General features: G+C 58.0%; 13 protein-coding genes and 1 pseudogene. 11 read left to right on the forward strand and 3 right to left on the reverse strand.

Features of this window, described 5'->3' with window-relative positions:
• The coding region (locus tag BLX41_RS04850) for a LysR family transcriptional regulator (RefSeq protein ID WP_123723986.1) at positions 1-846 on the reverse strand (846 nt) is incomplete at its 3' end.
• A gap of 99 nt (positions 847-945) precedes the next feature.
• Here BLX41_RS04850 and BLX41_RS04855 point away from each other — a divergent pair.
• The 10 genes from BLX41_RS04855 to BLX41_RS04900 all read left to right on the forward strand — a co-directional run bounded on the left by BLX41_RS04855 (position 946) and on the right by BLX41_RS04900 (position 13,323).
• Positions 946-1,596 (forward strand): FMN-dependent NADH-azoreductase, encoded by a 651-nt coding sequence (locus BLX41_RS04855; RefSeq protein ID WP_123723987.1) that lies wholly within the window; start codon positions 946-948, stop codon positions 1,594-1,596.
• Positions 1,597-1,874: 278 nt separating this feature from the next.
• Complete coding sequence (locus BLX41_RS04860; RefSeq protein WP_123723988.1) at positions 1,875-2,690, forward strand: ABC transporter permease; 816 nt, start codon at positions 1,875-1,877, stop codon at positions 2,688-2,690.
• Entirely contained in the window at positions 2,680-3,954 is a 1,275-nt protein-coding gene (locus BLX41_RS04865) for an ABC transporter ATP-binding protein (protein WP_123723989.1), read from the forward strand. Before BLX41_RS04860 ends, BLX41_RS04865 begins: the two co-directional genes overlap by 11 nt.
• A complete protein-coding gene (locus BLX41_RS04870; protein ID WP_123723990.1) occupies positions 3,951-5,327 on the forward strand; it encodes a polysaccharide pyruvyl transferase family protein in 1,377 nt (458 codons plus the stop codon). The genes BLX41_RS04865 and BLX41_RS04870 overlap by 4 nt, the downstream gene beginning before the upstream one ends.
• Positions 5,328-5,332: 5 nt before the next feature.
• Positions 5,333-6,025: a 2OG-Fe(II) oxygenase family protein gene (locus tag BLX41_RS04875; RefSeq protein ID WP_123723991.1), complete on the forward strand. Its 693-nt coding sequence runs from the start codon at positions 5,333-5,335 to the stop codon at positions 6,023-6,025.
• Positions 6,018-8,246 (forward strand): glycosyltransferase, encoded by a 2,229-nt coding sequence (locus BLX41_RS04880; protein WP_123723992.1) that lies wholly within the window; start codon positions 6,018-6,020, stop codon positions 8,244-8,246. Before BLX41_RS04875 ends, BLX41_RS04880 begins: the two co-directional genes overlap by 8 nt.
• Positions 8,247-8,254: 8 nt before the next feature.
• Positions 8,255-9,253: a class I SAM-dependent methyltransferase gene (locus BLX41_RS04885; protein WP_123724049.1), complete on the forward strand. Its 999-nt coding sequence runs from the start codon at positions 8,255-8,257 to the stop codon at positions 9,251-9,253.
• A 77-nt stretch (positions 9,254-9,330) separates the two neighbouring features.
• Positions 9,331-11,340, forward strand: a complete 2,010-nt coding sequence (locus BLX41_RS04890) for a glycosyltransferase (protein WP_259744423.1) — start codon at positions 9,331-9,333, stop codon at positions 11,338-11,340.
• Complete coding sequence (locus BLX41_RS04895; RefSeq protein ID WP_123723994.1) at positions 11,337-12,440, forward strand: glycosyltransferase family protein; 1,104 nt, start codon at positions 11,337-11,339, stop codon at positions 12,438-12,440. Before BLX41_RS04890 ends, BLX41_RS04895 begins: the two co-directional genes overlap by 4 nt.
• Positions 12,424-13,323 (forward strand): glycosyltransferase family 2 protein, encoded by a 900-nt coding sequence (locus tag BLX41_RS04900; RefSeq protein WP_123723995.1) that lies wholly within the window; start codon positions 12,424-12,426, stop codon positions 13,321-13,323. The genes BLX41_RS04895 and BLX41_RS04900 overlap by 17 nt, the downstream gene beginning before the upstream one ends.
• Positions 13,324-13,713: 390 nt before the next feature.
• On the opposite strand, the gene BLX41_RS04905 is transcribed toward BLX41_RS04900, so the two are convergent.
• Both BLX41_RS04905 and BLX41_RS34480 read right to left on the reverse strand, forming a co-directional pair.
• The gene (locus BLX41_RS04905) at positions 13,714-14,322 is read right to left on the reverse strand and encodes a thiol:disulfide interchange protein DsbA/DsbL (RefSeq protein ID WP_123723996.1); all 609 of its coding nucleotides are present in this window, start codon (positions 14,320-14,322) and stop codon (positions 13,714-13,716) included.
• Between the two features lie 105 nt (positions 14,323-14,427).
• A complete protein-coding gene (locus BLX41_RS34480) occupies positions 14,428-18,381 on the reverse strand; it encodes an autotransporter outer membrane beta-barrel domain-containing protein (RefSeq protein ID WP_259744424.1) in 3,954 nt (1,317 codons plus the stop codon).
• A 420-nt stretch (positions 18,382-18,801) separates the two neighbouring features.
• Here BLX41_RS34480 and BLX41_RS04920 point away from each other — a divergent pair.
• Positions 18,802-19,330, forward strand: a pseudogene (locus BLX41_RS04920) (IS5 family transposase); the annotation flags it as partial.
• Positions 19,331-19,407 lie beyond the last annotated feature (77 nt).

Below are 19,407 nucleotides of genomic sequence, written 5' to 3' on the forward strand. Positions count from 1 at the left end.
TCGGCTGGAACAATATTCGACGATGACCTGAGTCAGCGCCACCACAACGGCCGGGTCCGCATCGGGCGCAGTAAACAGCCGGAACTGTGCCTGAGGCAACTCCGGCAAACCGTATTCCGCCCCCAGTGCACAAAGCCCTGCCCCCAACTGACTGACCGCCATCGGCGCCACGGCGAAGCCCGACAGCACCGCGGCACGCAAGGCCGCGTTGCTGCTGCAAAGCATGGCCGTACGCTGGGCAATGCCGGCCTTGGCCAACCGCCCCAGGGCTACCGCTCGATAAGGACAAGGCTCAGGAAACAGCGCCAGGGGCAAAGGCTCGGGCAAGGCTGCCACTGATTGTGGCAGCCCGGCCCAGACCAGAGGTTCGGACCAGAGCAACTGGCCCGGCTCTGCTGTTTCGCACAAGGACCCCACCACCAGCTGCAAACTGCCCTGGGCCAGAAGATCCAGGAGGGTGCCAGGGATGCTCACCTGTACATCGAGCTGGATGCCCGGGAACTGCCCGGCAAAATCCAGCAATGCGCGTAACAGGCGAGGCTCGGCAAAATCCTCCGACAACCCAATCCCCACACGCCCATGGAACGGTACCCGGGTCAACTCGGTCCAGGCATCGCGGTTCAGCGCCAGAATGGCCCGGGCGTAGGCCATCAGCCGCTCGCCATCGGGTGTCAGTTGCTGTGAGCGGGTGGTGCGTTGCAGCAATGGCTTGCCGACCTGCTGTTCCAGGCGCCGCAGATGGCCGCTGACCGCCGACTGGGTCAAGTGCAGTTTGTGCGCCGCACGACTGAACCCCTGCTCATCGACAACAGCGACAAAAGTACGGAGTAGCAAGGCATCGAACATATTTCAAAACACTATCAATAATGCATCAATTGACAATTTATATTTAAAAAACAGCTATGTTGCAATAGCGGTCATCCCTGTCCACCAAGAGACTCGTTCATGACCCGGCTCCTGCACATCCAATGCTCACCTCGCTTGCGTCGCTCCGCCTCCCTGGAAATCGCCCGCGGTTTTATCCAGCGCTATCAACAACAGGTCCCCGACACTCAAGTCAGCACCCTGGACCTGTGGAGCCTGGAACTGCCGGAATTCGATCAGTCGGCGATGGACGCCAAGTACGCCCGACTCGGTGGCCAGTCGTTGAACGCTGTCGAGCAAGGCGCCTGGGACCGGCTCCAGGAACTCGCCGCCCCCCTGCATCAGGCCGACTTGCTGGTGCTCTCCGTGCCATTGTGGAACTTCAGCATTCCCTACAAGCTCAAGCATTTCATTGACCTGGTATCGCACCAGGGAATCCTCTTCAGCTTCGACCCCGAGCACGGGCTGCAGGGCCTGCTGCGCAACAAGACTGCGGTGGTGAGCTACGCCCGCGGCCTGGACTTTTCAGCCCAGTCGAACACTCCGGCCCAAGCGTTCGATTTCCAGAAACCCTACATCGAGGCCTGGCTGAACTTCATCGGCATTGCCGACCAGCATTCGCTGGTGGTGGAAAAAACCATTCTCGGGCCCGACATCGACCAGGCCTCCCGGCAAGCAACAGCGCGCCTGGCACACGACCTGGCCGAGCACCTGGCAGCACGCCGCCCCTAGTAGCCGAAAAAGGCCGGTGGAGCGCCTGAGCGCTCCACCGACCCCAACCATCCTCAGGCCCTCCCCCAAGCGAAGGGGCTGCAGTCTCTCCCCATCTTTCAACAGTCCTCCCGTCATCGGCGCATCTCATCAAAAACCTCACAAGAACACCGTCGGCGCATGCATTTGTGGTCTATACACAACTGATAAAAATACTCGACTCAAAACATCGCCCGCTCCTCTGAACCTCTAGGTCATGCGCACGGCGGTGTTGGAAGCTGATCACCAAGGAGTGGACGTTGATTGGGGGGAACACGCTTAACCGTTTCACGTTCAGGCCCTGGCGCCATCGGGAACTGCTATTGGCGCTGATCGAGCGTGAGATCACCGGCCGCTATCGCGGCTCGATCGCCGGCCTGCTCTGGTCCTTCCTCAACCCCCTGCTCATGCTGCTGGTATACACCTTCGTTTTCAGCATGGTGTTCAAGGTGCGCTGGGACACCGGCAGCGACTCGAAAAGCCAATTCGCCCTGCTGGTGTTCACCGGCATGATGGTCTTCAACCTGTTTTCAGAATGCATCAGCCGTGCCCCGGGACTGATTCCGAGCAACGCCAACTACGTGAAGAAAGTCGTGTTCCCCCTGGACCTCCTGCCCTGCGTGATACTCGGGGCCGTGCTGTTCCATACCCTGGTGAGTCTCATCGTCTGGCTGGTCTTTCATGTACTGGTCTTCGGCCTGCCCCCGGTCACCACCTTGCTGTTCCCCCTGGTATTGCTGCCGCTGGCACTGTTCACTCTTGGGCTGTCATGGTTCCTGGCTTCCCTGGGGGTCTACCTGCGGGACGTCGGCCAGGTCATTGGGGTGCTGATGTCGGCCCTGATGCTGCTGTCCGCGGTGTTCTATCCCGTGAGCGCATTGCCCACCGCCTATCAGCACTGGCTCTATCTGAATCCCCTGACCCTGGTCATCGAGTCATCCCGCGATGTGCTGATCTGGGGTGTTGTCCCCGATATCAGCCTGTGGCTGGGGCAACTGGTGGGAGCCGGCGCTGTGGCTTTTCTCGGACACGCGTGGTTCGAGAAGACCCGCCAGGGGTTTGCCGATGTGCTCTGATCCAGTGATCAAGACCCAGAGCCTGGGCAAGTGCTATCAGATCTACGACCAGCCTCGGGATCGCCTGCTGCAATTGCTGCTGCCTCGCGGTAAACGGCGCTATCGCGAGTTCTGGGCCTTGAAAGAGGTCTCGCTGGAGATTCGCAAGGGCGAGGCACTGGGCATCATCGGGCGCAACGGCAGCGGCAAATCGACCTTGCTGCAACTGATTTGCGGCACCACGGGTGCCTCTTGCGGCAGCCTGACCCGCCACGGCCGGATCGCCGCGCTGCTGGAGCTGGGTTCGGGGTTCAATCCGGAGTTCACCGGCCGCGAGAACGTCTACCTGAACGGTGCGGTGCTGGGGCTCAAGCGCGCGGAAATCGAAGCGCGCTTCGAGGAAATCGCCGCGTTCGCCAATATCGGTGAGTTTATCGACCAGCCCACCCGGACCTATTCCAGCGGCATGCTGGTACGCCTGGCCTTTGCCGTCTCGGTGTGCGTGGAGCCGGACATCCTGATTGTCGATGAAGCCCTGGCCGTCGGCGACGCGTCCTTTCAGTTCAAGTGCCTGGAGCGCCTCGATCGCCTGACGCGGCAAGGCATGACCCTGCTGTTCGTGTCTCACGACATGAGCCTGATCAAGCGTTTCTGCAATCGAGCCCTGTATCTGCGCAACGGCGAAATCCGCGCCAGTGGCGCGCCGGAAGCGATGGCCGAGCTCTACCTGCTGGACATGCGCGACGAACAGCGACGCTGGGCCAGCGCCGGCGCCATCCAGGTCACGGCCAAGACAGCGCTCAACCCGGAATACGGCATGGCCTTCGGCACCACTGAAGGACGCATCACTTCGGCGGTCTTCAGCAACACCGGGGCGCTGTACTCAAGCTTTGCCCATGGCGACACCATCGAGATCGCCATCGACACGCTCGTCAGCGATGCCGTCACCCGCCCCAACATCAGCCTGACCATCCAGGAGGCCAGGCTGCTGGTGATCAGCGGAGTCAATGCGCCCCTGCACAGCGACGCATCCGAGAATGGCTGGCGCCGCGCGTCGATCCGTTTGCAGTTCGCGGCCAACCTGGCTGCCGGGCGTTACCACATCACCCTCAAGCTGATGGATGGCGAGACCGAAGAAACCTCACAGCTGATTGAAAAGCAGGTCGCCCTGCTGGCCTTCGACACTCTGCCGAGCAACAAGCACTTCCTGGGAATCGTCGATTTGCACATCAAGCCCGTCACCCGCGAAGGGCAAAAAACCATGTCGACCGAGGAACACTCATGAGGGACAAGGAGTGGCAGGTAGCGATCTTCGGTACCTTTGACGTGGCCAACTACGGCGATCTGCTGTTTCCCCTGATCGCCGCAGCCGAGTTGCAGGCGCGCCTGGGCGCTGTGCACCTGCATGCTTTCTCCTATAACACCCGCGCCACACCGCAGTGGCCCTACAACGTCACCTCGGTCAGCGAACTGCCCCGACTGATCGAGACCCTGGACGGGGTACTGATCGGTGGGGGGTTCATCATCCGCTTCGACAAACTGGTAGCCCCGGGGTATTACCCGCCAGACCCGCAGATCCACCATCCCACCGGGTATTGGCTGTCCCCCGCACTGATTGCCCTGCAGCACGATGTACCGCTGATCTGGAACGCCCCGGGCATGCACTGCAACAAGGTGCCGATCTGGGCGGTCCCTCTGGTCAAGCTGGCCCTGGAACTCAGCCCCCACGTGCAAGTACGGGACACATTGTCTCAAGACACCCTGTCGGCGCTGAGCGATCAGGCCCGGGTCGAGGTGCTGCCGGACACCGCATTCGGCCTGCCCAACCTTATCGACCTGCAACAGCCCTCTGTGGAATACCGCCAACTCTGTGCACAGGCCGGCCTGGACGGGCCCTACCTGGTGGTGCATGCGATTGCCGGCCTGGAAGGGTTCCTGCAACTGTGGAAAACCCACAACCCACTGTTTGCCCGGTGGCAGTTGCTGTTGCTGCCCATTGGCCCGGTACTGGGAGACCACGAGTCGGTTCTTGGCGACGACCTGCCAAGGGCCATACGCCTGCCCACCTGGCCAGCACCGCTGCTGCTGGCCGAAATCCTCGGCCACGCCCAAGGCGTGATCGGCCACAGTTACCACCTGGCGATTACCGCCCTGGCCTTCGGCGTGCCCATCTTCAGCTCGGCCAACCTGGACCAGGGCAAGTACACGGCCCTGCGGGACTACGAGGGAATCCACCCTCTGCACGCCGGTCAAGAGATAGACCCCCAGTGGTTCCTCGAGCGCCTGGTACGGCATGCGCCCTGCCCCCGCCTGGTCGATGCCCGAGAGCAATTGCAGCGCCATTGGGATCGAGTCGCCGAACTCATCAGCCAGGGCCGTCGCCCCACCCGCCAGTCAATGGACCGGCTCTGGCAAGCACTGCCTGGACTACTGGAAGAGACCCACCTGGACTGGCGCGAGGAATGCCTGGACAAACAGGCTGAGCTGGAAGCACTGCGCCTTCAGCTGTTGCAGCTCAAGCAATCTCGCCAGCAGCAGTTGGAACTCGCCCACCAGGCACACGCCGAGCTGGCGCGGATGCACCGCACCAACTCCTTTCGCCTGACTGCGCCACTGCGCTCCATTCGGCGCAACCTGCAACGCCTATTGGGAAGATGAATACGATGCTGGATCTGAAGACGCTTACCAAACAGCCTTTGCACAGCCACCCCTTTCGTTGGGGGCAGATCGCTGACCTGTACTCCCCCGAAAACGCGGCAGCGCTGGCCACAACTTACCCTCACGACGCCTTCAAGACCGTTTCCGGGTACGGCGGAGAAAAGGACTATGAGTATCAGGCACGGCAACTGGTCGAGATGGGCACCGGGCGCATTGTCCATGAACACAGCCTGAGCCCGGTCTGGCGCGAGCTGGCGAACGAATTGACAGGGCCCGCCTACCGCCTGGCCCTGTCGACACTGACCGATATGGACCTGCGGACCGCCCCCATGGAGGTCAACCTGTTTCACTACGGACCACAGGCCTGCCTTGGTCCGCATCCGGACCTGGCGGACAAACTGGTGACCCACATCCTGTATTTCAACCAATCCTGGAATATTGAAGACGGCGGCTGCCTGAACATCCTGCACTGCGCAGACCCGGAAGCGGTTGTGGCAGTGATCCCGCCACTCGTGGGCAACTCCGCCGTGCTGGTACGCGCCGACCATTCGTGGCACGCGGTGTCGCAAGTCGTGGACAGCTGCCGGACCTCGCGCCGCAGCATGACCGTAACCTTCTATCGGCCCGGCTCCACCAGCTCAATGTGGCCGGCCGGTGATGAGTCCCCGCTGCACGACTACGCAGGCCCTCATGAATAAGCCGCCCAAGCAACTGCAGGCGTCAACGCCACGGGAACCAGTACAGGCCATCATCGAACGCGATGCAGCACTGGCCCATATCGAACATATGCGGCGCTCACGTTCCTGGCGCTTGACCCGTCCCCTGCGAATGCTCCTGCAGTTGCTACGCCATGGGGTGATCAACAGGGACAGCGAATACCCGTACCACCTGCCGCTGGCGCCCCAACCGCTGCCAGCTTCGACACTGCCGGACCAGGCCGCCAATGCGGTTTCAGCGCCTGCCGTCCACTCGCAGTCGTTCGATCTGCTGTGCTTTGCCAACATCGACTGGTCCGCAAGATTCCAGCGACCGCAACAACTGATGACGCAGTTCGCCGCTCAGGGTTATCGGGTGTTCTACATCATCCTTTCACCAGCACCGGTGCCAGGGGTGCCCTACTGTGTGCAGCAAGTCGCCCCCGGCGTCTTCGAGGTCAGCTTGCGCGGGCATTCGCGCCAGGACTACTACGCCACGTGCATCAACGATGACAACCTGCGCAGCAACGCCGAGGCGTTGCAAGCCCTGGCCAGCGACTACCGGATCAAGACCGCCATTTCGGTGGTGCACCTGCCCTACTGGACACGCCTGGTCCTGGAGCTGCGCCACATACAGGGCTGGCCCGTGCAATACGACTGCATGGATGAATGGCAGGACTTCCCGAACATAGGTCAACCGCTGCTGGCCCAAGAGCAGGTGTTGGTAGCACACGCCGACCTGGTGACCGTCACCGCCTCGATACTGCAGGATAAATGGGCCAGTCTGAGTCGTCGCTGCCTGCTGGTGAGGAACGGCGTTGATTTCGATTTCTTCACGCGCCATTGCGCACCCAATTCGCTGCTGGCGGATCTTCAAGGCCCGGTCATCGGCTTTTATGGTGGACTGGCCGAGTGGGTCGATCTTGAGCTGATCGCAGCCATTGCCAAGCAAAGGCCGGAATGGAACCTGGTATTGGTTGGTGATGTATTCGTCCGTGAGCTGGCCGGCCTTGACTGCCTGCCCAACGTGCACCTGCTGGGACGAAAGCCCTACGCCCAGATGCCCCTGTACCTTTATCGCTTCGATGTCTGCATCATTCCATTTCGCCTCTATAACGTGACCCACGCGGTGGACCCGGTGAAGTTCTATGAATTCATCAGTGCCGGAAAACCTGTGGTCTCGGTGCCGCTGCTGGAAATGCAGATCTACGCGCCCTACCTGTACTTCGCTGAGGACGCGGCAGGCTTTGTGACGCAGATCGAAAAAGCCTTGGGGGAAACCGACCTCCAGCTTTGGCAGCAACGCATCGCGCTGGCCCAAGCCAATGATTGGCAACAACGCTTCGAAGACACTCGCAACGCCTTGATCGACCTGTACCCAAAAGTCTCGGTGGTCATAGTCACCTACAACAATGTGCAACTGACCCAAGGCTGCATCGACAGCCTGTTGCGCAACAGCGCGTACCCGAACCTCGAACTGATCATCATCGACAACGCCTCCGGGGACGATACCCGCAACTACCTGCGTTACCTGGCCCGTACCGAACCTGATGTAAGCATTGTGCTCAATGAGCGGAACCTGGGCTTCGCCGCCGCCAACAACCAGGGGCTGCGCCTTGCCCGCGGCCGTTATCTGGTACTTCTGAACAACGACACCCTTGTGCCCAAGGGCTGGCTGGCCCCCCTGCTACGGCATCTGGAAGACCCACAGGTGGGGTTGGTGGGGCCCACCACCAATGCGGTGGGCAACGAGGCCAAGGTCAGTATCGACTACAGCCATCTTGACGATCTGGAAGATTTCGCCGATCGGCGCGCCCGCCAGTATCGCGGGCGCAGCTTCGATATTCCGATGCTGGCCATGTACTGCGTGGCCCTGCGTCGCGAAGTACTGGAGCAGGTGGGATGGCTGGATGAGGCCTTCGGCATCGGCATGTTCGAGGACGACGACTACAGCCGTCGGGTGCAGGCCGCAGGGTTCCGCACTGTCTGTGCCGAAGATGGGTTCATCCACCATTACGGCCAGGCGTCCTTCAAGGCCCTTATCGCCAGCGGTGAATACCAAAGACTGTGGGAAAAGAACCAAGCCTATTTCGAGAGCAAATGGGGCCCCTGGCAACCCCATAGCCAAGTACGCCAGCGGACAAAGACCGGTGCTCCGGGAGCCAGTCTCACTGAATCACTCCCAGAGCCGGTTCAAACGGAAGGTAGAGGTCGAACGTGCTGAAAAAGATCATGCGCAGATTCAGCGGTCGAGCCGCCCCTCACGCATCTCAAGGCGAAGATGCAGAAGAGCAGCGACGCAAGGCCCAGACCGCAGAGCACTGGTCCGAGAATCAAGCCGGATCGGATGCATTTTCCGCGGATGTGTATTGGCTGGCGGTTCCGGCGGTGCAGCAACGCCATCAGCAAAAGGCAACGGCCGGCAGCGGTCATGCCCACTGGGTGCCCTATTGCCTGAACACCTTCCTCGGCGACCGACTGCCGGTGCAACGCATGCTGAGCGTCGGTTGCGGCACCGGAACCCTGGAGCGTGAACTCTACAGCCTCAAGGCGTTCCAGGACTGCGACGCACTGGACATTGCCCCGGCGGCGTTGGAAACCGCTCGGGCACAAGCGGCGGCAATGGGTGCCCAGACCCTGCATTACAGCCTCACCGACGTCGAACGCGTGACACTGCCCGGAGCCCACTACGACGCCGTCTGGTTCAACGGTTCACTGCATCACATTCGTGAGCTGGAAAAGGTCTGCGCCAATGTTCGCCAATCACTGAAACCGGACGGCTGGCTGTTTTTCAATGAATACGTCGGCGCCAATCACTTCGCTTTCGACGCAACCCAGTGTGCCGCCATCAGTCATGCATTCGCACTGATTCCCCCGAGCATGCGTCGCTCCTTCGTCCGGGGCTCCTACGGCCAACTGCAACACCAGGTGCCCCTGCCCGACCCACGGGAAGTTGTGCAAGTGGACCCATCGGAAGCCGTACGCTCCCAGGACATCCTCAAGGTCGTTCAGGAGCATTTCGAGATCCAGGCACTCAATGTCTGCGGCGGCACGCTGCTGCAGTTCCTCCTGCATGGCATCGCTGGCAATTTCAAGGCCGATGATCCACAGGCCATGCGGATCCTGCGCATGCTCTTCGATATCGAGGATGGGCTGATCGAGTCGGGCACGCTGACCAGCGATTTCGTGATCGTCGCCGCCACCCCGAAAAAAGCCGGAGCCCTGCATTGAAAGCACCCGCGCCAGCGCCTGCCTCACTGCTCAAACGCTTGCGCGGCGTTTATCATCGGCTGCCGTTACCGCACCCCTTGAAAGCCCTGATTCGACATCTGTACCACCGCATCCTGATGCCCACCTGGCGGAGCTGGCGCCGACGCCTGCAGGCCGCCAGGGTCTTTGTCCCCCCCCACAACCCTGTGCCGCCAGCACTTGCCAATCTCCCGGACTATCTGTTCTGGGGAGCCATCGATTGGGAGTTTCGCCAGCAACGCCCGCAACATCTGGCACGAGGACTCAGCCTGGGCGGGCGCCGGGTGTTCTATGTCTCGGCCACACTGGAAGATGACACCCGGGACGGTTTTATATTGCAGCCACTGGATGATCAGGGGCGCCTGTTCGAGGTTCGGCTATTTGCACGCGCCGCGCCGATCATCTATGACGCACGGCCGGAGACTGCGCTGGTGCTGCAACTGCGACGCAGCATCGGTGAGCTCCTGTGCTGGGTCGACTCGACCCGGGTGATCTCGTTGATCCAGCACCCCTTCTGGTCACCCATCGCCGAGACTTTGCCCAATAGCCGGGTGGTCTATGACTGCATGGACCACCATCAAGGATTTGCGCTCCTCGAACCGGGACTCCTGCAACTGGAGCACGATCTGATACGCAAAGCCGATGTGACCCTGTTCGCCTCGGCATGGCTGGAGCAATACTGGCGGGAGCGAATCCCGAGCGCACCGTTTCAACAGCGGGCAGTGTTGCGCAACGCCGCCGACTTCGACTATTTCTCCAAGGTCGCGGAACATTGCTTTCAAGATGCCCCGGGGCGTCCCGTGATCGGCTACTACGGCGCATTGGCCCATTGGTTCGACGTGGACCTGGTGTCTGCCATAGCCGAAGCATTTGCCCACTGCACCGTGCTGTTGATCGGCGCGGATACCGCACGTATCGGCGCGCGCCTGCGGGGCCACACCAATATCAAGCTCACGGGCGAGATTCCTTATGCGCAGCTGTCCGCGTACCTGCAGGCTTTCGACGTCTGCATCCTGCCGTTCCGCATCGAACCGCTCACCCTGGCCACCAATCCGGTCAAGGTCTACGAGTACCTGAGTGCCGGCAAACCGGTGGTGGCGGTGGATCTCCCTGAATTGCACGAGTTCAAGCAACAGGTCGCCATCGCCGAGGACACGCCCTCGTTTATCAATGCCATCGCCCGGGCGTTGCAGGAACCTGAATGCAGTGCTGCGTCTGGGCAACGTCAGGCCTTTGCCGCGCAGCAGACCTGGCAGCACCGGACACAGGCCCTGCTCGCCCTGACTGAGGGCGGTGACCCGCAACCGCTGGTGAGCGTGATAGTGGTGACCTACAACAACCTGGCCTTCACTCGGGACTGCCTGGCGAGCCTGGCCGCCGACCCCCTGGGCGAGCCACTGGAAATCATCGTCGTGGACAACGCCTCCACCGATGGCAGCGTCGACTTCCTCCAGCACTGGTCAGCGAGCAGCGGACACTCGCTGATTCTCAACAGCAGCAACCTGGGTTTTGCCGCCGCCAACAATCAGGGCCTGGCCCTGGCCAGGGGCGAGTTCCTGGCGCTGCTCAACAATGACACCCAGGTCACCAACGGCTGGGCACAGACCCTGCGCCGCCACTTGCAGCGCGCGCCCGGGCTCGGCCTGATCGGACCGGTCACTAACAACATTGGCAATGAAGCGAAGATCGACATCCACTATCAGGACTCACGGGAGATGGCCATCCGTGCCCGCCAATACACCTGGCGCCACGCCGGCCTGACCGTGCCTTGCGCCACCCTCGGTTTCTTCGCGGTAATGATGTCCAGGTCAACCTATCAGCGCATAGGCCCCCTGGACGAAGCCTTCGGGCTGGGCTTTTTCGAGGACGACGATTACTGCCGCCGGGTCGAGCAAGCCGGCTGGTCCTGTGCCTTCGCCGAGGACGTGTTCGTTCATCACCATCTGTCCGCGTCCTTCGAGCAGATGCCCGAGAAGCAGCGCCAGCAACTGTTCACCCGCAACAAGGCTTTCTATGAAGCCAAGTGGGACCGCCCATGGGTTCCGCACACCTCCCGGGAGGAGCCATGAAACTGGTCTATCTGTCGCCTGTCAGTTGGCACAGTTTCGACCAGCGGCCCCATGAACTGGTCCGACAGTTCCATGCCAGCACCCAGGCTCCGGTGCTGTGGATCGAACCCTATCCCACTCGCCTGCCGGTGCCCCGTGACCTGTTGCAGCAGCACTCGCCCGCCCCTCCCAATGAACCTCTGCCCGACTGGCTGACCTTGATCCGCCCTCGGGCCCTGCCGATAGAGCCCCTGCCCGGTTCGGGGTGGTTGAATCGACTGTTCTGGGGACGCCTGATGCAGCAGGTCAGGCACTTCGCTCAGGAACCGACCCTGCTAGGCATCGGCAAGCCCTCGCGACTGGCCCTGCAACTGCTGCGCGAGCCGCTTTTTGTCAGCAGTTTCTATGACGTGATGGACAACGTGCCGGCTTTCTATAGCGGTTGGTCCCGTCGTGCCATGCAGCAACGCCAGTACGAAACGGCCAGAGCCGTGACCACCGCCCTGACCTCCTGCTCGAGCCTGCAGCACTATTGGTTGCAGCGGCAAGTCAATGCCTGCCTGCTGCTCAATGGCTGCGCCAGCGAACGGTTGCCCTCCCTGCCACTGCCTCGATCCGAGGGTCCTGCAGCGCGCCCCGTATTCGGCTACATCGGCACTCTCGCCAAGTGGTTCGACTGGGACTTCGTCCACGCCCTGGCCCAGGCCTTCCCGGAAGCCGAAGTACGCTTGATCGGCCCACAACACAGTGCCCCGCCCGCAGCACTACCCGCCAATATCCGCTGCTTGCCGGCGCTATCGCACCCAGCTGCACTGGCGGCGATGTGCGAGTTCGACGTCGGCCTGATTCCGTTCAAGAGAAACGACATCACCCACTTCGTCGATCCGATCAAGTACTACGAATACCGAGCCCTGGGCCTGCCGGTGGTCAGCACCGCCTTTGGCGAAATGAACGTTCGCCGCCACACACCGGGAGTCTTTCTCAGCGATACCGTCGCGGACATCGCCCAAGTGATGGGCCAAGCCCTGGCATTCAGCGAGCCGCTGGCGAATACCCTGCAGTTTCGCGAGGCCAACTCCTGGGCGAAGCGTTTCGAGGTGGCCCATGCCGCAATCCTGTGACGTGGTGGTGGTCAACTACAATGCCGGCCTTCTGTTGGAGGACTGCGTCGCCTCAGTGCTGGCCCAGGGTGTCGGCAGGCTGGTGCTGGTGGACAACGCCTCCCACGACGACAGCCTGCAACGGGTGCAGACCCGCTACGGCGCCGACAAACGCCTGATTATCCTGCGCAACCTGAGCAACACTGGCTTTGCTGCGGCCTGTAACCTCGGCGCCACACAGTGCACGCAGCCTCATATCCTGTTCCTGAACCCCGACACCGTGCTGCAACCCGGGGCACTTCAAGGACTGATCGGCGCCTTGCGACACTCCGATGATCTCGGCATGGTTGGTGGCTTGCTGTGCAACTTCGACGGCAGCGAACAGCCCGGTGGTCGTCGAGTCTTTCCGACCCCGCGCCGAGCGGTGGTCCGCGCCCTCAACCTCTCGTGCCTGGCCTGGCTCTCGCCCCGCTTGTTTTCCGACTTTCTCCTGCACCGCGAGCCCCTGCCGACCCGGCCAACCAACGTCGAAGCCATTTCCGGCGCCTGCATGCTGGTCAAACGCGAAGCCCTGGACAGCGTCGGCGGTTGGGACGAAGGCTACTTCCTGCACTGCGAAGACCTGGACCTGTGCATGCGCTTTCGCCATAGCGGCTGGAAAGTCGGCTTCGTGCCCCAGGCAAAAATTTTTCACGCCTGGGGTGCCTGCAGCCGCTCACGCCCGTTGTTCGTCGAATGGCATAAACATCGAGGCATGATCCGCTTCTATGGCAAGTTCTTCCGCGATGATTATCCGAAGGTGCTTTCCTGGTGCATTTGCGCGGGGGTATGGCTGAGATTCGGCGCCATGGTGGGGTATTACTCCGCGGTCCGGTTGGGGCGGATAGTTGGCGTAACTCGCTGACTTGCCAATCGCCACCCGTCGATCCCGGGGACAAACAAATTGCCCCTGCGCTTTCCTGATAAACTCCGCTCTATCAGATTTTTTGTTCACGATGCGAAGAAGCTTGCTTCATTTGCCGCCGTAACGCCTCAAAGCAGAACCTCATGTCCTTGAACACCGAAGCCTCCCTACAGCAAACCTTTTCCCGCCGCTTCTCCGTGGCGCCGATGATGGACTGCATATGCACAACATTCGGAGTACCCCACGATGAACATCGATGAAGACACCTGCGAGGGGCTTGAATGCCCTGCACTTTTGGAAATGCACAAGTAGCAGACCGCTTCTTGGAGAGCGACCTTGAGGAGTCTGAGAATGCTTAAAAGGCAACTGCTTAAAAAACAGCTCTTCCAGTCATTGTGACAGCCGCTCTTTATCAATTAGCTGATCCGCCAGCTCAAACATTTTTTTTGCGCCACCGACACCAAGGTCAAATCGGTATTTACCATTCACAACCATTGCTGGCACACCAGAGACCTCATAGGCTTTAGTCTTGTTTTTTGCGTCAGCAACTCTAGTACTCACCACAAAGGAGTGGTAGGTCGTGAGAAATTTGCCCCTATCAACGCCGACGGTTTGAAGAAAATCTGCCATCTCCTCGGGCGTTTTCAGCTTCAGCCGATCGTGAACGGCCTGAAATACAGCGTGATTAACCTGCGGTCCGACCTCCATCACCTCCAAAGTCAAGAACAACTGCCCTTGTACATCCCACTGCCCGCCAAACATAGCGGGAACACGCTTGAACACAACATCAGCAGGAAGCGATGCGACCCAAGAATTCAGCGAAGGCTCCAGCTTGAAACAATGCCCACAGCCATATGAAAAAATTTCAACAACCTCAATTTTTCCTTGTTGCTTTGAAGCGACCGCATTGGGTAATTCGACGTACTGTGGGCCGGCCAAACTCACGGTGCTGAGCAGACCGCCAACAGTCAAAGCAATACCTAAAAAAACCTGACGCATACAACCTCCAGAGCCGTGGTATTAAAATGTTTAGCATTAAGAAAACGCAATAAGTAAAAACGGATGCAATGAACTCATTGCATCCGTCTGTAGGCCATCGGATCGTCAGAACTGGAATGTGAATCCCAGATTGACCGCGCTGCCCGCCCCCTGACTGGAAACCAGCCCAGTGTAGTTAAGCGACACCTGCGTGTCCTTGGTCAAGGCCATTTCTGCCGAAGCTTTGAGTACCGCACCATCACGAGACACTGGCACGCTGCTCACCGCAAACGCAGTTTCGCTGCCGACAAACTTCAAGGAGCTTTCACGATCCAGCTCTGCGTACTGATGCTCCCAACCCAACTCGCCGCGTAGTTTCACCGAGCGAGTCGAACTCACCGGCAATTGCATCTGCCCACGCAGACCGACCGTAGAGACGATAGCATCCTGACTTTGCCTACTGGCATGCAATGTTGCTGCTTTCCCACGTTCTTTAAACGCGTCGTTCTGGAAGTTAATGTAGGTCAGATTTGCAAAAGGCTCGAAGGCTGACCAGGCGGTATATCCGACCTCACCAAATATCTGATCCGTTCGTGCTTTGTAGGCAGCTTTTTTATGAGCGGATTGGTTCCCGTACTCCACATTACGGGAGGTGTCAAAGTGGTGCCAAGTGCTCGCTCCGCCGAAGCGCAGGGCGATGCTATCGAAGCGTTTACCTCCATAGATCGACAGGTGATAGTTTTCGCTATTGACCGACTTTCTGGAGGCCCCCTTCAAGTCGGTCTTCGTGTAGCCAGTGGCCCCGCCGATTCGCCATCCATCACCGATATCCGTGTCCAGACCGAGCAGCACGCCCGTGGTAGAGGTGCTGTAGCTGGTGGCGTTGTGATCGGAGTCGAGTTGCGTATGACCACCGAGTAACTGCACCCAGCCGCCGTTGCTGTTGTCGACTTGAATCGTTGCTTCTGGACTCAACGCTTGCGCCTGTTGCAGACGAGCATTCACCGCATCACGAACATAACGACTGTCGGCGATCTGCGCGGCGGCGGCATCCGCATGGACCTGCCCATCAAGTTGCTTGAAGGCCTGACGGGCCTGTTCAGCGGAGTTGAAGGTCAAGAGACTCTCATACACAGGATTCCCTGGGGCAAGGGTGTCAGCAACAGCGGCAACAGAACGTTCATTCTTGGTCTGCGCCACGCTGGCAAAACTGGTGCTATTGCGTTCAATGGCGACGCTTATGGCCGTCATATCGGGCGTTGCCTGAGCAGGCGCTACATCCACAGGCGTTGACGCGACAGGCACGGGAATAAACACCACGTCAGACACCGGCAGAGCAGACTGAGCAGGTTCTACGGGCACAGTCGTTGTCGTTGTCGGGGCCGGCGTCGGAATAATCGCCACTTCAGAAACTGGCGCAATGGTTTTTTCCGGCGGTACGGGCGCAGCAGGGATAGGAGGCCCATCAAGCAATTGCTGTATCCGTGGTACGTTTACCTGACTATTCAGGAACAGGTAGTTAGGCGTGACGGATTCAAACTGACCGACAATGCCTTTTTTGGCCGTAATAATATTGAAGGTCTGTCCAACCAGTGTTTTTGCCTCGTCCTCCGTCAGGAGGTTTGCGCGGTCCTCCAATGACACCCTGACTTCACCGCCATTGAGGGTCGCGACGCCGGCACTTTCGATCAGGTCGCTGCGTCCGTCCGGGCCTACTTCGACGGAATAAATTGAGCCGGCATCAAATGTCACATCACCGGTGCGCAGCGTACCGATAGAGTTACCGGGCGCTACCGTGCCGCCAGCATTGATCGTCAGAGCACCTACCGTGCCTATACCACCGAGCGTAGCACTCGGGCCCACAGTGACCTGGCTTTCAAGGCGAGCATCAGGATGATCACTATCACCAATGACCAGACGCCCGTCCCGAACCAGGGTTGCACCGGTATAGCTATTCTGACCATTAAGAATGAGCTCACTGCCACCTGACTTCGTGAGTCCGCCGAAACCCTCTATCGAGCCGTTATAGCGTGTATTGAAGCTCTGGTCGATGGTTAGCGAGCCCTTTCCAAGCTGGATGGAGCCACCCTTGCCTTCCAACTTCGAAGCGATTAGATCGAATCCGTTTAGATCAAGTGCTCCACCATTGATGGCATAGGCGGTGTTGTTCACGAACCCACCTGCAATGCCGGCTCTGAGGATGCCCTCCTCGACAAATGTTCCGCCTGTATAGCTGTTGGCGCCTGAAAGCGCGAATGTACCGGCCCCCAGTTTTGTGAGGCTGCCTGTGCCCGTCAAGGCTTTCGTAGCAGACACCACCAAGCTGGACTCGGCAACATCAATCCACCCTTGCTGTTCGAGAACGACCTCACGATCGAGCTCGCCCATGGACAAACCTTCGACCTTGAGCCCGCCATTGGCCAGCCGCAGTTTAGCCTTGCTTCCTCCCAAAGCTTGATCCTCATCAACGACAAGAAGTCCCCCGTCCTTTACAAGGGTTTCACCTATAAAAGAGTGATCATCGATACAATAATCAGCGACTGCCTGCTGGAAACGGCTATCGCTGCCCTTGCAATTGAGAAGGGATGTCTTCTCTTCAATACTCAGCTTCGGTAATGTGGGATTACCTTTACTGTCCGCAACTTGTCCAAGATAGACATCATTACGATAGTTGTTGCGCACGAGGTGGAACGTTTTGTTTCTCCCCGCAAAGTTGTAAGTATCGGCGCCCCACACAAGGCGTGTTTTTTCTTGGTTGCCTGCAACGTCTTTGTAAACTTCAAGCTGCGGCCCCACCCAGCGCAGATTCTGCGCCACGGGTTCGTGGTCCGAAAGGGAACGGTCATCAGGCAACCTGGCTAGCTTGCTGAGATTACCTGATTGCTTGCCATCGTCAGCAATCTCCGTCCATTTGGCGAAGGGGCGAGACATCATAGTATGGTCAATTGTCACCCTGTCCCAGCTAGGCCATTTATTTTCTGCGATTTCACCATCACTCGCCCAGGTAGCGCGTTGGTCGTCTACTTGGCTAGGTTTGAATAGCTCCCGGTGTTGCTCAAGTTGTAGGAGCTGGTATTGTTTTTTGAATACATTCAAAGTTACCGGCAAATTACTGGAAACAGGATAGTTTTCATCCTGAAGCCCAGAATCTATATTATTTTTTATAGCTCCTTTTAGAGCCTCTTCCCACTGGTCCCAAGACAGATTATTGATATTATAACCAATGTACTTATTCTTAATTACTCCAAGAACCTTGTTATACCCTTCCTCACCTCCGGCCCTCATATATTCATAGGCAAGCTTTTTATAAAGCTTACTATTATCAGCACGTTCAATTACAAGTAGCTGTTGCTCTTTCCTGTGCAATCCTCGTTCTGAAATATCACCCGCGTTAAAATCGCCAAGAAGTATCATAGGAACACTGCTTGTTAACGCGGAGGAGTTAAAATCTTCAGCGACCTTAACTCGTCTATCCGGAGAGTCCGAATGGTCTAAGTGGATGCCGGTTACGGTAGCCTTCGGAAAACCATTGCCAGGATCAATCCTAATGCTATCTCCGGGTAAGTCTGTAAAAGGCACGGAAGAGAAAATACTTCCAATACCATTAAAGTATAGCTCCTTCTGATCTTCATTTCTTTTATTATATTCAGGACTCCCCTCAAGATATTTGTCTTCATTCTTGCGAAAATCGACAAAACTATCTTGTTTTCGGGGTTCACTATTCAACACGTCATTTGTATTTCGCTTAAACGCATCATAAACCTGACTGCCGTAATTCGTGTTAACTTTTTTCGCATTGTTATCAAGTTCAGGCATTACAAGAATATCTGGCGACACCCCCAAAAGCAGTTTTCTCATAGTGTCTGAATAGGTGAGATTGTTTATATTTTTTACCGGCTTCCAAATCTTTGAACTCTCCGCCTTATTCCAAACATTAAAAACCATGGTTTTTATGGAGAAATTTTTCGGATTTTTTTCTTCAGCAACAGTTTCGGGCAAATATGCCACTAGTAGAAATGCACTGGTTGTTATTACTGTGGATTTACGATGAAGCTCCCTACCTCTATCCGTGATTTTCATCACATCTCTCCTAGCGCTCTTTGGTTTCAGGTCCTGTGCAATCTTTGCAACGAAACTCTGGTGGCAGGTCAAAGGAGTATGAAATACCCTAGGCTTAAACCAAGGTAAATCTGAGAAACACAAGATGCAGTGCGTACCACGCGGACACTTTGTACCGTGCCTTTTCAGCAAAAGCGCTTTAGATGAAACAAGTTGCATCCGTGCACTTTTTACTCACTGGACTCCCCTAATACTAACTAAACATAATCCAGTCTCTTGTCTTGATACGACAACGTTTAATGGTAAAACGCCAGCAACCCGTCTATTGGCGACATATTTGTTCAAACCGTACTGCCAGCGACATCCTTCTCACCTAAGGAAACGCCGAACAAGTCCCCAGATGTGCTGAAATACACCTTCACCAACTAACCCGAACCACGCATGAGCCAGATGAGCTTTTCCGACGTTGAATACGTAAGCAAGTCATGAGCGCTTCCTTTACGCGATGGATCAGGTGGCGCTCTGGGCCGGCCTGTTGGGGTTGATCGAGCCGTATTACCCAAAGGCAGGCGGTAGCCGTAATCCTTAGTCGCTGAAAACGATGCTGCGCATTCATCTGTTACAGATCGGTTTTCGCTGAGCGGCCCCGCCATGGAAGAGCCGCTGTACGAGATCACACCGATGCGCCTGTTCTCCCGTCTTACGCTGAGTACGCCGATTCCCGGAACACATCACAATCATGAACTTCCGGCACTTGCTGGAGAAGCATCAGTTCGCCCCTGCCATCCTCACGTTCATCAATGATTATTTTTAAGAAAGAGACCTGTCACTACGCTAGGGTACGATCATCAGTGCCACTATTGTTCATGCTCCCAGTTCGACCAAGAACGAAGAAGAAAAGCATGATCCCGAGATGCATAAAACCAAGAAAGGTAACCAGTATTACTTCGAAATGAAGGCGCCTATCGGGTATTCGCCACAGTACCATCCCCATGATGAACCAAACCCAAAATAGGGTTTATATAGACCACCGATTTTTTGAATTTA

The organism is Pseudomonas protegens, assembly GCF_003732485.1.
GTDB classification, from domain to species: Bacteria; Pseudomonadota; Gammaproteobacteria; order Pseudomonadales; family Pseudomonadaceae; genus Aquipseudomonas; species Aquipseudomonas protegens_B.